This is a genomic window from Kribbella sp. NBC_00382 (assembly GCF_036067295.1).
Taxonomy (GTDB): Bacteria; Actinomycetota; Actinomycetes; order Propionibacteriales; family Kribbellaceae; genus Kribbella.
In genome coordinates this window covers 5,042,108-5,055,635 of the sequence record NZ_CP107954.1, presented here as the reverse complement: position 1 = coordinate 5,055,635, position 13,528 = coordinate 5,042,108, and the positions used below count along the sequence as shown (strand labels likewise).

At 66.7% G+C, this 13,528-nt stretch carries 11 protein-coding genes; 7 read left to right on the top strand and 4 right to left on the bottom strand.

Features of this window, described 5'->3' with window-relative positions; translation table 11 throughout:
* The first annotated feature begins 66 nt into the window (after nucleotides 1–66).
* From OHA70_RS24385 to OHA70_RS24375, 3 genes are all read left to right on the top strand, one after another.
* Entirely contained in the window at nucleotides 67–1,467 is a 1,401-nt protein-coding gene (locus OHA70_RS24385) for an SGNH/GDSL hydrolase family protein (protein ID WP_328321440.1), read from the top strand.
* A gap of 159 nt (nucleotides 1,468–1,626) precedes the next feature.
* On the top strand, nucleotides 1,627–2,043 hold the full coding sequence (locus tag OHA70_RS24380) for a cupin domain-containing protein (RefSeq protein ID WP_328321438.1): 417 nt from the start codon (nucleotides 1,627–1,629) through the stop codon (nucleotides 2,041–2,043).
* 62 nt (nucleotides 2,044–2,105) lie between these two features.
* A complete protein-coding gene (locus OHA70_RS24375; protein ID WP_328321436.1) occupies nucleotides 2,106–3,662 on the top strand; it encodes an alpha/beta hydrolase fold domain-containing protein in 1,557 nt (518 codons plus the stop codon).
* A gap of 449 nt (nucleotides 3,663–4,111) precedes the next feature.
* Here OHA70_RS24375 and OHA70_RS24370 read toward each other — a convergent pair whose 3' ends face one another.
* The gene (locus OHA70_RS24370) at nucleotides 4,112–5,950 is read right to left on the bottom strand and encodes an AMP-dependent synthetase/ligase (protein WP_328321434.1); all 1,839 of its coding nucleotides are present in this window, start codon (nucleotides 5,948–5,950) and stop codon (nucleotides 4,112–4,114) included.
* A gap of 108 nt (nucleotides 5,951–6,058) precedes the next feature.
* On the opposite strand from OHA70_RS24370, the gene OHA70_RS24365 reads away from it, so the two are divergent.
* Nucleotides 6,059–7,684 carry a peptide-N4-asparagine amidase gene (locus tag OHA70_RS24365; RefSeq protein ID WP_328321432.1) on the top strand — a complete coding sequence of 542 codons (1,626 nt, stop codon included), beginning with the start codon at nucleotides 6,059–6,061 and terminating at the stop codon, nucleotides 7,682–7,684.
* A gap of 25 nt (nucleotides 7,685–7,709) precedes the next feature.
* Nucleotides 7,710–8,204 carry a hypothetical protein gene (locus tag OHA70_RS24360; protein WP_328321430.1) on the top strand — a complete coding sequence of 165 codons (495 nt, stop codon included), beginning with the start codon at nucleotides 7,710–7,712 and terminating at the stop codon, nucleotides 8,202–8,204.
* A gap of 3 nt (nucleotides 8,205–8,207) precedes the next feature.
* Here OHA70_RS24360 and OHA70_RS24355 read toward each other — a convergent pair whose 3' ends face one another.
* On the bottom strand, nucleotides 8,208–9,236 hold the full coding sequence (locus OHA70_RS24355) for an aspartate-semialdehyde dehydrogenase (RefSeq protein ID WP_328321428.1): 1,029 nt from the start codon (nucleotides 9,234–9,236) through the stop codon (nucleotides 8,208–8,210).
* 189 nt (nucleotides 9,237–9,425) lie between these two features.
* Here OHA70_RS24355 and OHA70_RS24350 point away from each other — a divergent pair, with 189 nt between their 5' ends.
* The gene (locus tag OHA70_RS24350) at nucleotides 9,426–10,622 is read left to right on the top strand and encodes an adenosylhomocysteinase (protein ID WP_328321426.1); all 1,197 of its coding nucleotides are present in this window, start codon (nucleotides 9,426–9,428) and stop codon (nucleotides 10,620–10,622) included.
* Complete coding sequence (add, locus tag OHA70_RS24345; protein WP_328321424.1) at nucleotides 10,619–11,560, top strand: adenosine deaminase; 942 nt, start codon at nucleotides 10,619–10,621, stop codon at nucleotides 11,558–11,560. Before OHA70_RS24350 ends, add begins: the two co-directional genes overlap by 4 nt.
* Nucleotides 11,561–11,645: 85 nt before the next feature.
* Here the strand turns inward: add and OHA70_RS24340 are convergent, their stop codons facing one another.
* Nucleotides 11,646–11,831: a tautomerase family protein gene (locus OHA70_RS24340; RefSeq protein ID WP_328321422.1), complete on the bottom strand. Its 186-nt coding sequence runs from the start codon at nucleotides 11,829–11,831 to the stop codon at nucleotides 11,646–11,648.
* A gap of 66 nt (nucleotides 11,832–11,897) precedes the next feature.
* Nucleotides 11,898–13,412, bottom strand: a complete 1,515-nt coding sequence (locus tag OHA70_RS24335) for a sodium:solute symporter family protein (protein ID WP_328321420.1) — start codon at nucleotides 13,410–13,412, stop codon at nucleotides 11,898–11,900.
* Nucleotides 13,413–13,528: the final 116 nt, after the last annotated feature.

The window sequence follows — 13,528 nt, the reverse complement described above, 5'->3', positions numbered from 1 at the left end:
TCGACGATGAAGGAGTCCCCTGTGTTACCCATCAGAACGCGACGATCAGCCGGAACGAAGGTTCGAGTGCTGCTACTCGCCCTGGCGATGGCAACTCTCGGCCTGACAGCGGCGGAGACCACGGCCACGGCCGCACCGACCGAAGCCACGCAGGTCACGACGGACAACTGGGTCGGGAGTTGGTCGGCGACCCCGATGACCCCGCTGGGTCCGGACAACACGCTCGGCATGCCGCTCACGTTCGCTGCCCAGACGCTGCGGCAGATCGTCCGGCCGCACCTCAGCGGGGAGACGGCCCGAGTGCGGCTCACCAACCGTTACGGCACCCAGCCGATCACCTTCCAGGATGCGAAAATCGCCAAGCAGGTGGCCGGAATCGACAACCTGCCGGCCGGCCTGGGTGTCCCCCCGCTCCCGACCAGCGTCAACAACTTCCCCGGCCAATTGGTCAGTGCCGCGACTCTGGCCGCGGCGGTCCAGGGCGCCGCGTTCGTCCCTGGCAGCAGCAAGCCGCTGACCTTCGGCGGTTCGACCTCCGTGACGATTCCGGCCGGTCAGGACCGGTACTCCGATCCGGTCCCGTTCCCGGTCCGCGCGCTGGAGAACCTGGTCATCGACTTCTACGTCCCGAACCTGACCGGGGCAGCCACCCAGCACACGATCGGTAACCAGGTGAACTACCTGGCGCTCGGAAATGTCAGCGGCATGAATCCGGTCCTGCCACTCACATCGGTCCCGTTCCTCCCGAACGGCATTTCGTACTATTTCCTCAGCGGAGTCGATGTCATCGGCGCACCGACTGCTCGCAGCGTGGTCACTCTCGGCGACTCGATCACCGACGGTTTGATGTCCACCATCAACGCGAACAACCGCTATCCCGATTTCCTGACCGAGCGACTGCAGGCGAACTCCGCCTACCAGAATGTCTCGGTGCTCAATGAAGGCGTCGCCGGCCAGCGATTCCTCTTCGACAACATCGGGCCGAGCACCCTGAAATCACTGGACCTCAACGTCCTGTCCCGAACCGACGTCAAATACATCATCGTCGAATCCGGCATCAACGATCTGGCCAATCCGCCGTTCATCGGAATTCCCGGCCGGCACCCCGAGCCGATCAGCGCCGAGCAGGTCATCGCCGGCATGCAGCAACTCATCGACGCCGCGCACGCCCGTGGCATCAAGGTCTACGCCACCACCATCACGCCCAGCGGGAGCTTGATCTTCCCTGCCCGCGGGCTGTTCACCACCTACTCGCTGCCCGACGTGGTCGCCAAGCGGCACGCGGTCAACGACTGGATCCGCAGCAGCGGCGCGGCTGACGCCGTCATCGACTTCGACGCGACCATCCGCGACCCGCTCAACCCCGACTCGATGCGGATTCCCTACGCCAGCGTCGACAACCTGCACCCCAACGACGCGGGCTACAAGCTCCTAGCCGACTCGATTCCCCTCTCGCTTTTCAACTGATCGCTCCTCCGGACAGGACTGTCGTGCTCGGTGCGGACAGCACCGAGCCCGGCAGCCTGGTGTCGGAAATGATGCTTTATGCGTCGTATCCGCCACTGTTACCTGCCTGCTCGAGTTCCTACTGTGAATCCGGTACCCCGAGCCAATAAGGAGTAAAAAATGGATGAGTTCGCCACTGCCGACGCTGCTGAAGGCGGCCCGGTCCCGGATGCGCTGAAGGCCCTGTTCAACGATCCCGACGGTGTGAAGGTCCAGCCGCTGCCCTGTGCGCTGCCCGACGAGAAGTCGATGGGCGTGCACTTTTCGGCCGGCGCGCGCACCGTGCCGCATCGCCACGAGCATGGTCAGCACCTCGTCATCACCGAAGGCGTCGGCATCGTCGCCGACGAAAACGCCGTTCACGTGGTGCGAGCGGGCGATGTGATCACCAATCCCCCCGGAGGCTGGCACTGGCACGGCGCCACCCCCACGACGGCGATGTCGCATGTCACCGTCGAGGGCGAAGACGCCGGTCTGGATCTCGAGGTCGAGCAACGCGACTGGGAGACCTCCTACCCCTCGGATCTCGGCACCTGAGCGCACGGCGCGGGCATCGAGGCACCAACCGTCACATCAACTAGGTTTCAGGAGCTCGGACAATGGCACTGCCTTACCCGACCCAACCCGGCGACGTCGACCACATGATCACCAACGACCATGCCGCGGTGAACCGGCTTTTCGAGCACATCGAGGCTGGTCGTGGCGACCGACAGGTCCTCGCCGATCAGATCTGCTTCCAGGTCGCCCTGCACGCCGATGCGGAAGAGCGCACCTTCTACCCCGAACTCCAGCGCCTCGGCCGCAACGACGACGCCGAGGAGCTGATCGCCGAGCACGCGGAGGTCAAGGACCTCGTCAAGACCGTCGAACGGACCGAGCCGGGCGAGCCCGAGTTCGAGCGGGCGCTTGCCGCCATCATCAAGGACATTCGCGAGCACGCCAACGAGGAAGAGACGATCTTCCTGCCAGAAATGCGCTACGGCGCCGGCGCCGAGCGAATGGCCGAACTGGGCGAGGAGTTCCTCGCGGCGAAACGCACAGCACCGACCTACTCCCACCCGGCCGGGCCGTCGAGCGGCCTCGGCCACAAGCTGGCCGACGCAGGTGCGGCAGTAATCGACAAGCTACGCGACAAGGCGAGCGGGCGAATCCACGTCCTCGGAACCGATGCCTCCGGCCTGCTCGACCCACAAGCGCAGCGACTCATCGACACTTTCGCCGGTCTCGACCCGAAGCCGCTCGAGATCCTCAAACCCGAGCAAGCCCGCCGCCAGCCCACCTTGGTCGACGCCGTCCACAAGATCCTTGAAGCTGATGGCAAGTCGACTGATCCCGAGCCGGTCGGGTCGGTCGAAGACATCAATCTGCTCGGCACCGCCGGCGGCGAGCTGCCGGTCAGGATCTACCAGCCCGAAGGTGCCGGATCGGCACCGTTGCCGGTGATCCTCTGGATCCACGGTGGCGGGTTCGTCCTGTACGACGTGGACACCTACGACGCTTCCTGCCGCGGACTGGTGAACAAGACCGGCGCGATCGTCGTGTCGCCCGAGTACCGACGGGCACCCGAGAACGTGTTCCCGGCCGCTCACGACGACGTACTCGCTACCTACCGCTGGCTCCAGACCAACGCCAGCCAACTCGGTGGCGATCCGGCCCGGATCGCCATCGGTGGCGAGTCGGTCGGCGGAACACTCGCCGCGGCGACCTCCCTGCAATTGCAGGAGGCCGGCGAACCTCTGCCTGTCGCCCAGGTGCTGGTCTATCCGCTGACGACAGCTGAGCAGTGGGGTGACTCGTTCGCGGACGCGGCCGATGCCCGGCCGCTGAACAGGCCGCTCCTATCGTGGATGGCCATGCACGCCTTCCACGGCGTACCGGAAGCAGCCACCGATCCCCGGATCGCCTTGCTAGACCTCAGCAAGGAGGAGCTGGCAGGACTCCCCGCAACGCTCGTGATCACCGACGAACGCGACGTACTACGCAGCCAGGGCGAGCAGTTCGCCACGAACCTGGAGACAGCCGGCGTTGCAGTCACCAGCAGCCGCTACGACGGCATGATGCACGAGTTCTTCGGCGCCGCCGCAGTACTCGACAAGGCCCAACAGGCCCAGCAAGAGGCCGCCGACCACTTCACCACCGCCTTCCGCACCAGCTAGTCCTCGAGTACCGGTTCGGTTGTCATAGGCAATGGCTTGGCGCCGAAGCCACGCAGCCAAGCCAACAACGCGGCGCCGGCCGACTCAATCGGAGCCGGCGCCGCAACGGCGACAACCACCTCGCCCCCCAACGCCGGGCGCCCACCCATCGCCTTCGCCAAGCGGGTGACGGAGGAACTTGCGTTCCGGGGTGGGCGGGAGCTAGCGAACGCGGACGCGACGAAGGAGCGGACGGCGGAGCCAGCGTGGGGTCAGCTCGTCCACACCGGCCGGACCAAGCGGGGCTGCGCCGCAACGTCCGCCCAACCACAGTCACCCGCAACGGCGGGCTCCCACGCAACGCTGTCACCAAGCGGGCGACGTAGGAGCCCGCGCCCAGGGTGGGCGGGAGCTCAGCGAACGCGGACGCGACGAAGGAGCGGACGGCGGAGCCGGCGTGGGGTGTTTCCTTAGTCGTACATTTTGTCGAGGAGGTCTCCGTAGGTCGTCTCGACGTACTTGCGCTTCAGCTTGAGGCTGGGGGTCATCTCGCCGCTCTCTACCGTCAGGTCGCGGTCGAGGATGGTGAATTTCTTGATGGTTTCCCAGCGGTTGAGGCCGGCGTTCAACTCGTCGACATAGCCCTGGACGAGCTTCTGCGCGGCAGAAGAGGTGACGATCTCGGCGTACGACTTCCCCGCCAGGCCGTTCGCGTCAGCCCACGGCTGGATCGCTTCAGGGTCGAGCGTCACCAGGGCGCTGACGAAGTTGCGTTGGTTGCCGTGGACAAGGAACTGGCTGGCGTACGGGCAGATCATCTTGAAGCGCCCCTCGATCACCTGCGGAGCGACATACTTCCCGCCAGACGTCTTGAAGAGGTCCTTCTTCCGGTCCGTGATGAAGAGGAACTCGTCCTCGAAGTGCCCGATGTCCCCGGTATGGAACCACCCGTCGGCATCGATCACCTCGGCCGTCTGCTCCGGCAGGTTGTGATAGCCGCTCATCACCCCAGGACCCTTGATCAGGATCTCGCCGTCCTCGGCGATCCTGAACTCCGCCGCCGGGAAGATCGGCCCGACGCTACCCAACCGGTACCGATCCGGCCGGTTCAAAGTCGACCCAGCCGCAGTCTCCGACAGCCCATACCCCTCGAGGATCAACAGCCCAGCAGCGTGGAACCACTCCGCGAGCTTCTTGTCCAAAGCAGCCGACCCGGACACGAAGAACCGGATCCGCCCACCGAACCGCGCCCGGATCTTCGACAGGACGAGCTTGTCGGCAAGAGCGTACTGAGCAGCCAGTACGCCGCCAGGCTCCTTCCCTTGCTGCCGCAACGCCGACACAGAAGAACCGACCCCGAAGGCCCAGTGGAACAGCTTGGCCTTGACCCCGCCCTCGGACTCCATCATCGTCACGATCCGCCCGTGCGCCTTCTCGAAGACGCGCGGCGCCGCCGCCATGAACGTCGGCTGGACCGCCGCCGCGTTCTCGACGATCTTGTCGACCCGCCCGTCGATCGCCGTCGCGAAGCCGATCTGGAACTGTACGGCCAGCAGCACCTGCCCGAAGACATGCGACAGCGGCAGCCACAGCAACTGCAGGTCGTCCGGGCTCAGCACTCGGATGCCCTCCACCGCCGCGCCTTCGTACGTCCAGACCGAGTGCGGCAGCCGCACACCCTTCGGCCGGCCGGTCGTCCCCGACGTGTAGACGAGCGTGCACAGATGCTCGGGCCGGACCTGCGCGATCCGGTCATCGACCGTCGACGGCTCGGCCTCCAGCTGCTTCGCGCCCAAGGCGTCCAGCGCAGCCAGCGTGATCACCCAGTCGCCGTCGCGCTCGTCGGGTTCGCCGTCGAGCAGCACGATCTTGTGCAGCGACGGGGTGTCCGACTTGTGGGCGCGCAGCTTGTCGACCTGGCTGGCGTCCTCGGCGAAGACGACCTGTACTTCGGCGTCCGCCACGATGTACGACACGTCAGCCGCCATCGTCGTCGGGTAGATCGTCGTGGTCGCGGCGGCCGCGAGGATCGACGCGAGGTAGCACTGGACCCACTCGAGCCGGGTGCTGGCGGCGATACCGACCCGCTGTTCCGGCTCGACCCCCAGCGCGACCAGCCCCGCGGCGCGGCGGCGTACCAGGACTTCGGTCTCCTGCCAGCTGACGGACCGCCAGCCGCCGTCGCCCGTCGGGGCTCTGAAAGCTTCACGGTCGGGCGTCGCGGCGACGCGATCGAGGAACATCTGCGCGAGGTGTTCCTTGCGGTTGCTGAGCAACGCGAGCTGGGGACCGTCGGCAACGGGCTTCATGTCTGGCCTCCACGGGGGGTCAAGTAACCGAACAGTAATGGTCCGGGTCAAGCGCTGGCCATGGCGATCGCTTGCTCACGCGCACCATCTCGATTACGTTTCCGCAACATGCGCGCACGGTCTGTGGCTCTCGTCTCACTGTCCGTCCTATTCCTCGGATTCCTGTCCCCGGCGACGGCGGCCCCGCCGCCGCCGGAGTTCGGCAGCGACTACTCCGATCCCCGGACGCCGGCTCCGCCTGTCGCGGTGCCGAACACCCGGCATTGCTCGGTGGAGATCGTCCGGAACGGCTTCAAGAACTTCGACCCGTACACCTCCACCTACACGCCCCCGGCCGCCTGCCGCGGTCCGTGGTCGAAGGTGGTCCTGCGGATGCAGGGCTCGGTCAAGGGCGTCCAGTACGACCGCCTCGGCCACATCACGATCGGTGGCGTGGGCGTGTTCCGCACGTCGACCCCGGAGCCGAGCCCCGACGGCATCAGCTGGCAGGTCGAGAAGGACGTCACGTCGTACAGCCCCCTGCTGCGGACCACCCAGCCGGTCGTGATGGAGCTCGGCAACGTCGTCGACCAGACCTACACCGGCGTCCTCGACATCGTCGTCACGCTCGACTTCTACACAACCGGCCACGGCGCCCCAGCGGCCCGTACTGCGAACGCCGTCCTCCCCCTCACCGACCAGCGCCGCGAAGACTCCGACCTGGTCGGTACTGCGACCCTCCCGCGCAACACGTCTCGCCTGCTCGGTGAGGTCTACGTCACCGGCTCCGGCGGCGGCTGTGAGGAGTTCTGGGACACCTCGGCACCCGTCGAGACGGGCTACTCGTGCCCGGACGGTTCGCCGTACCGTGAGGTCGAAGTACAGATCGACGGCAAGACAGCCGGTATCGCCCTGCCGTACCCGTACATCTACACCGGCGGCTGGTCGAACCCGTACGAGTGGCGCCCCTCCCCCGCGCCGCGCGCCTTCGACATCAAGCCGCTGACGTACGACCTGACCCCGTTCGCCGGCCTGGTCAGCGACGGCAAGCCGCACGAGTTCCGCGTCCACGTGGTCGGCGTACCGGCCGGGCAGAGCGGCTGGTTCACGGTGCCCAACCTGCACGTCTGGACCGACGCGCACTCGAAGCAGACCCACGGCAAGCTCACCTCGTACGCCGTATCGCCGCTGACCAAGACCGACAACGTCACCGGCGAGCCGAACGCCGCCGGATCCGTCGTGATGAAGGCATCCCGATCGCTCAAGATCAGCGGGTACGTCGACACGTCGGCCGGGCGCATCCGCACGACCGTAGAACGCTCGATCACCAACGACAGCAAGCACGTCTGGGAGGCCGGCGAATCCCGCGACACCCTCGACGCGTCCTGGCGCGACCTCTCGACCGTGACGACCGGCGCACGCGTCGACCGCACCGACCTGACGTACAGCAAGGACGGCTACATCAGCTTCTTGCCCAACGCAACCATCCCCGGCGGGTACGACGTCATCACCGACCTCGCCATCGCCGACCGCAGCCACACCACGAGCCGACTCGGCCCGGTGACGCTGGCGGATCGGCGTACCGAGGAGACCTACGACGGCCGCGCCGCGTGGATCTACAACGTCCCCCGCGACCAACGCCACGCCACCGGCACCCAAACAGTCCGCTACCGCGCCACGGGCACCGGCGGCTGCTACGACCACACCCTGTCAGCCGTCAACGGCATCTACACCAAGGACTACTACCGCTGCTGACCCGAGCCAGTCCTAGCCTTCGCCCATGGACTTCATCAAAAGCTTCACCGACGAGCAGTACGCCGGTGCGCTGGAGAGATGGGCATGGCTGGACCTGGCCGGCAAGCGGCCGATCCGCGCGACGATGTTCGGTCACGTCTTCCTGGCCGCGGACGACGGCTTCTGGTTGCTCGATCCGATCGCCGGCACGCTGACGCACCGCTGGAGCGATCAGGAGCAACTGCAGACCGACCTCGATCGGCCTGAGGTCCAGGACGAGCTTCTGATCGACCTGGCGGACGCAGCGTTGCGGCGCGGGCTGGTGCCGGGAGCGGATCAAATCGTCGACTTCACCACGCCGCCGGTTCTCGGTGGGGTGATCGAGCCGGCGAATCTCCAGGTGATGGACTTCGTGGTCGCGATCAACTTGGCCGGGCAGATCCATGCGCAGACCACCGGGCTCGCCGACGGCACGCCGGTGACCGTCGCCGTTCAGGACGAACCGAAACGGCGAGGGTTCTTCGGCCGGCGGAAGAGCTGAAGGCTAGGCGCGCTGCTGGAGGAGTTCGGCGATTTGGACCGCGTTGAGGGCGGCCCCCTTGCGGAGGTTGTCGTTGGAGACGAAGAGGACCAGGCCGCGGTTGCCGGGGACCGACTGATCCTGGCGGATTCGGCCTACGTAGGACGGGTCGTTGCCGGCGGCATGCAGGGGCGTCGGCAGGTCCGCTAGCTCTACACCGGGAGCAGCGGCGAGCAGCTCCGTTGCGCGCTCGGGGGTGATGGGGTCGGCGAACTCGGCGTGGATGCTCAGGGAGTGGCCGGTGAAGACGGGGACGCGGACGCAGGTGCCGGCCACGAGCAGGTCCGGGATGTGCAGGATCTTGCGGCTCTCGTTGCGGAGCTTCTGCTCCTCGTCGGTCTCGCCGGTGCCGTCGGCAACGATCGAGCCGGCCAGCGGGAGGACGTTGAAGGCGATCGGACCGGCATACACAGAAGGCTGCGGCAGGGTGATGCCGTCGGTGCCGAGTGCAAGGCGGCCAGCATCTGCAGCGAGTGCCTGGGTCTGCTCCTCGAGCTCTCGTACGCCGACGCCGCCGGAGCCCGACACTGCTTGGTAGGTCGAGACGATCAAGCGAGTCAGGCGGGCCTCGCGGTGCAGCGGTGCGAGCACGGGCATCGCGGCCATCGTGGTGCAGTTTGGGTTGGCGACGATGCCCTTGGGCAGGTGGTCGAGGTCGCCAGGGTTGACCTCGGCAACTACCAGCGGTACGCCGGGATCCATCCGCCAGCCAGAGGAGTTGTCGACCACGACGGCGCCCGCCGCGGCGACCTTCGGGGCGAACTCCTTCGAGGCCGTCTTCCCGTTGGAGAACAGCGCCAGGTCGAGTCCCGTGAAGTCGGCCGTCGCCGAGTCCTCGACGGTGATCTTCTCGTCGCCGAACGCCAGCTGGCTACCGGCCGAGCGGACGGACGCGAAGTACCGGATCTCATCGACCGGAAACTTCCGCTCCACCAGCAACTGCCGCATCACGCCGCCGACCTGACCGGTTGCTCCAAACACTCCTACTCGCATGAGGTCAAGCCTAGGCGACCACCGAGGTGGGTTACCCTCAAAGGGTGCTGAGTGAGACGGACCGATCCGCCGTGCGTGCCGCGGTGATCTTCGGCGACCACTCGTACCACAGCGACCTGTACCAGTAGGCCGGCGGCTGTTCAGCCGAGCCGACCGTCACCTTTCTCCTTTCGCTGCGAAGGATCACTCATGCACGACCTCTCCCTGTTCACCCATGCCGACGTGCGCTGGGCGGCACAGAACATGCCCCTCCTGCTCGACACCGATCTCACCCCGCTCAACGGCCTGCGGATCGCCATCTGCCTGCACATCGAGCCCAAGACAGCCGTCCTCTGCGCCCTGCTGATCGAAGCCGGCGCCGAAGTCTGGCTGACCGGCTCACCCGGTACTACGCGACAGGACGTCGCCGACTGGCTCATCACGCTTGGAGTCCATGTCCGCGCGGCCGCCGATGACGACGCTCCCCGGCTCGAGGACGTGCTGTCCTGTGACCCGCACCTCGTCCTCGACAACGGCGCCGATCTCATCCGCGCCCTGCTCGACAAGGGCTTGCCCGCGGATTTCCTCGGCGGCACCGAGGAGACGACGACCGGCGCCCTGCTCCTGCGGCAACGCGAGGACCAGCCGCGGTTCCCCGTCATCGTGATCAACGACAGCTACCTCAAGCTGCTCGTCGAGAACCGCTGGGGAGTCGGGCAGTCGGTGGTCCAGGGGTTCATGAACGCGACCAACCGGATGATCCCCGGCGCCCGGGCGACCGTGGCCGGCTACGGACCCTGCGGCCGCGGAGTCGCGCAGACGTTGCGGCAGTTGGGCGCTCGGGTCAGCGTCGCCGACCTCGACCCGTACCGTCGCCTGGAAGCTGCCCTCGACGGTCACCAGGTCGGCCGGCTCGACACGCTCCTCGCCGAGACCGAGCTGCTGTTCCTGGCCACCGGCCAGCCCGATGTCATCACCGACGAAGGCATCGCCGCGCTACCCGACAATTCGGTGATCGCCGGAGTCGGGCACTACCCGTGGGAGCTTGACCTCCGACGCCTCGGGCCGCCGACCCGGCTCGGGGCGCGTTCGGGTGGCTCGGTCACCGATCCCGCGGCGAGCGCGGCCGTTGCCGTCGACGAACGCTCTGCGCGGCTGACGGCGTTGCATGAGACGTACGAGCAGCCGGACGGTCGTCGGATCACGGTGCTGGCGCAGACGCGGATGATCAACCTGGTCAGCGCGGGCGGGAATCCGATCGAGGCGATGGATCTCGGGCTTACGCTTCAGGCGCGGTCGCTTGCGCTCGTTGCGACCGGCGCCGCGGCTCCCGGAGTACAGGCTGTGCCGCAGGAGCTTGATCGTGAGATCGCTGAAACCTTCGCCGCGACGCTGGAGATGTCATGACGCTGCCTTTGATCGACCTGCACCGGCACCTCGAAGGGGCCGTCCGGACCAGCACGGTGCTCGACGTCGCCGCCCGGACCGGCCACGAGCTCGCGTCCCGATCGAAGCCCCGTACTGCGCTCGTCGCCGATGGCTCCGAGGGCGGGCTGCTCCCGTACCTGGCGAAGGTCGATGTCGCGATCGGGGTGCTGTCCTCGCTGGACGACTGGAGCCGCGCTGCTGGCGAGGCTGTTGATGACGCGTTCGATGACGGGCTGGACTATCTCGAGCTGCGGTACTGCCCGGGGATCATTGCCCACGACACCGGTTTGGCGGCTGAAGCTGTGATCGACGCGGTGTCGGATGCGGTCGCGGAGCGGTCGGCTCGACGGGGACTGCCAGTTGGGCTGATCGGGATCGTGGTCAGGCATCTCGGGGCCGGGTCGGCCGAGCAGCAGATGGCGACCTTGCTGTCGCGGCGGGAGAGCTTCTGTGCTGTCGATCTGGCCGGCGATGAGGCGAACTTCCCGGCGCAGTTGTTCTCTGACGCTTTCGGCAAGGCGCGGGATGCCGGGCTGCACGTAACCATCCACGCAGGCGAAGCGGCCGGCCCACAAAGCGTGTGGGATACGGTCAACCACCTCGGTGCCGAGCGCATCGGCCACGGGGTGAGATCCGCTGAGGATCCACAACTGATGGAGTGGCTGGCTGAGCACGGCGTAACGCTGGAGGTCTCGCTGACGAGCAACACACAGACCGGAGCAGCTCCGAGCTACGCACACCACCAGATCCACAAGCTCCTGGCCGCCGGCGTGCCGGTCACCCTCAACACCGACAACCCGAGAGTGAGCAACGTCAAGCTCTCACAAGAGCACCAGGCGGCTATGAACGAGGTCGGTCTAACGGCTGAGCAGTTGGCCACGATCGCCCAACAGTCGCTCGCCGCGAAGTTCAGCTGAAACCCCAACCGGCCCGGCCTTCCCTAGGGGCGGGAGGGGGCCGGGCCGGGGTGCTGCGTCGGCCGAGACGCAGCGGTGGGTGGGGTTAGTTGTCGGAGACTAGGACGCCGCCGTTGGCTACGTCGGACTTCTCGATCTCCTGGAAGACGATGCGGACGGCTTCGCGCTTGGCGCCGAGGATGGCGATGGCGGAGTCGGTGACGGCGGCGACGAACTCGCGGCGCTGGTCGAGGGTGCGGCCGGAGAGCAGTTCGACGGTGATGTTCGGCATAGGAAAACAGCTCCTCAGAGATGGGGCGATGGTTCTGCGTCGTGGAACATTGTTCCAGATCGGGGATCAGTTGACGGCGGCTGTTCGCCTGGCGAGCACCTCGTCGGACTTGTCGGGGTCGGAGTTCAGGGAGTCGAGGAGCGCGTCTACGGACTCGCGGCGTTCGGGTAGCAGCAGGCCGAGGCCGACGTACACGACCAGGGAAGTTGCCAGCGGCAACGCGACGACCAACGTGGTGTCGGTGGAGCCGATGCCCCACTTGACGATCGACCAGACGATCAGGCCGGCTGCCCAGGAGGCGATCGCCGCGCGCGACCCGGACCGCCGGAACCACGGCAGCAGACCGAGCATCAACGGGATCGCGATCGGTCCCATCGTCGCCGCCACCAGGTCCACGACGATCTTGAGCACGACGCCCTGACCGTTGGTGATGATCGCGATCAGCATGCTCGCCGTGACGAAGGTGAACGTGGTGTACCGGGCGAACTTGAGGATGCCCGCGTCGCTCAACGTGCGCAGCTTCGGCACCAGGACCGGGCCGAGGTCGCGGGTGATCACCGACGAGATCGCGTTCGCGTCCGAGGCCACCATCGCCATCGTGTGCGAGAAGAAGCCGGCCAGGACCAGCCCGATCAGACCGCTCGGGAGCAGCAGTTGCGACAAGGCGACGTACGACTGTTCGGGCTTCGCCAGCTCGGGCACCAGCAGCGGCGCGGCGCACATCGGGATGAAGAGGACGAGCGGCCAGACCAGCCAGAGCGCGGACGACAGCAGAGCGGACCGCTTCGCCTCGGAGCCGGACGGTGCCGCCATGTAGCGCTGCGCCAGGTTCCACATGCCGCCGTTGTACTCGAAGGTCTTGATGAACAGGAATGCGATCAAGAAGATCGGCGTATACGGCCCGTTCAGCGCCGACCCATGCCCCTCGGGCAATTGGTCCCACATCTTCCACAGCGTGGGAATGCCGTCCAGGTGCGAGAGCACCCCGACGAACATCGCGATCCCGGCCGCGGCCTGGATGACGAACTGGCCGAAGTCGGTCAGCACGTCGGCCCACAGTCCGCCCAGCGTCGCGTACAGCATCGTCACCACACCGGTGAGCAGGATGCCCCAGCGCATCGGTACGCCCGTGAAGCCGTTCAGCAGGACGGCGATCGCGACCCACTTCGCCGCGATATCGACGACCTTCAGCAGCGCGCCGGAGTACGCGAGCACCTGCTGGGTCGGCACGTTGTAGCGCTTGGCGAGGTACTCCAGCGGAGACACGACGCCGTGCTTGGACCGCAGCCGGTTCCAGCGGGCGGCGAAGATGAACGCGCCGATGCCGACCCCGACGCCGATCGAGACGGCCCACCAGACGTACACGGTGATGCCGTAGGTGTAGGCGACCGCCGCGAACGCGACGAACATGACCGCGCTGTAGCCGGACATGTGGTGCGAGATGCCGGACAACCACCAGGGAATCCGGCCGCCGGTGGTGAAGTAGTCCACCACCGTCTTGATCTTGGTGCGCGACCAGAGGCCGATCAGCACCATCAGCACGAAGTAGCCGGCCAGCACCGTCCAGTCGAGCGCTGTCATCGGAAGCCTCCAAGATGGCTTGTCCTGCAAGGGCGGAATGTGAAGGAAGGTTCCATCCACCAGAACCAGGTGTCAATAGGTGGAACAAGGACCGACACCAATCGGGAACGTTCAGC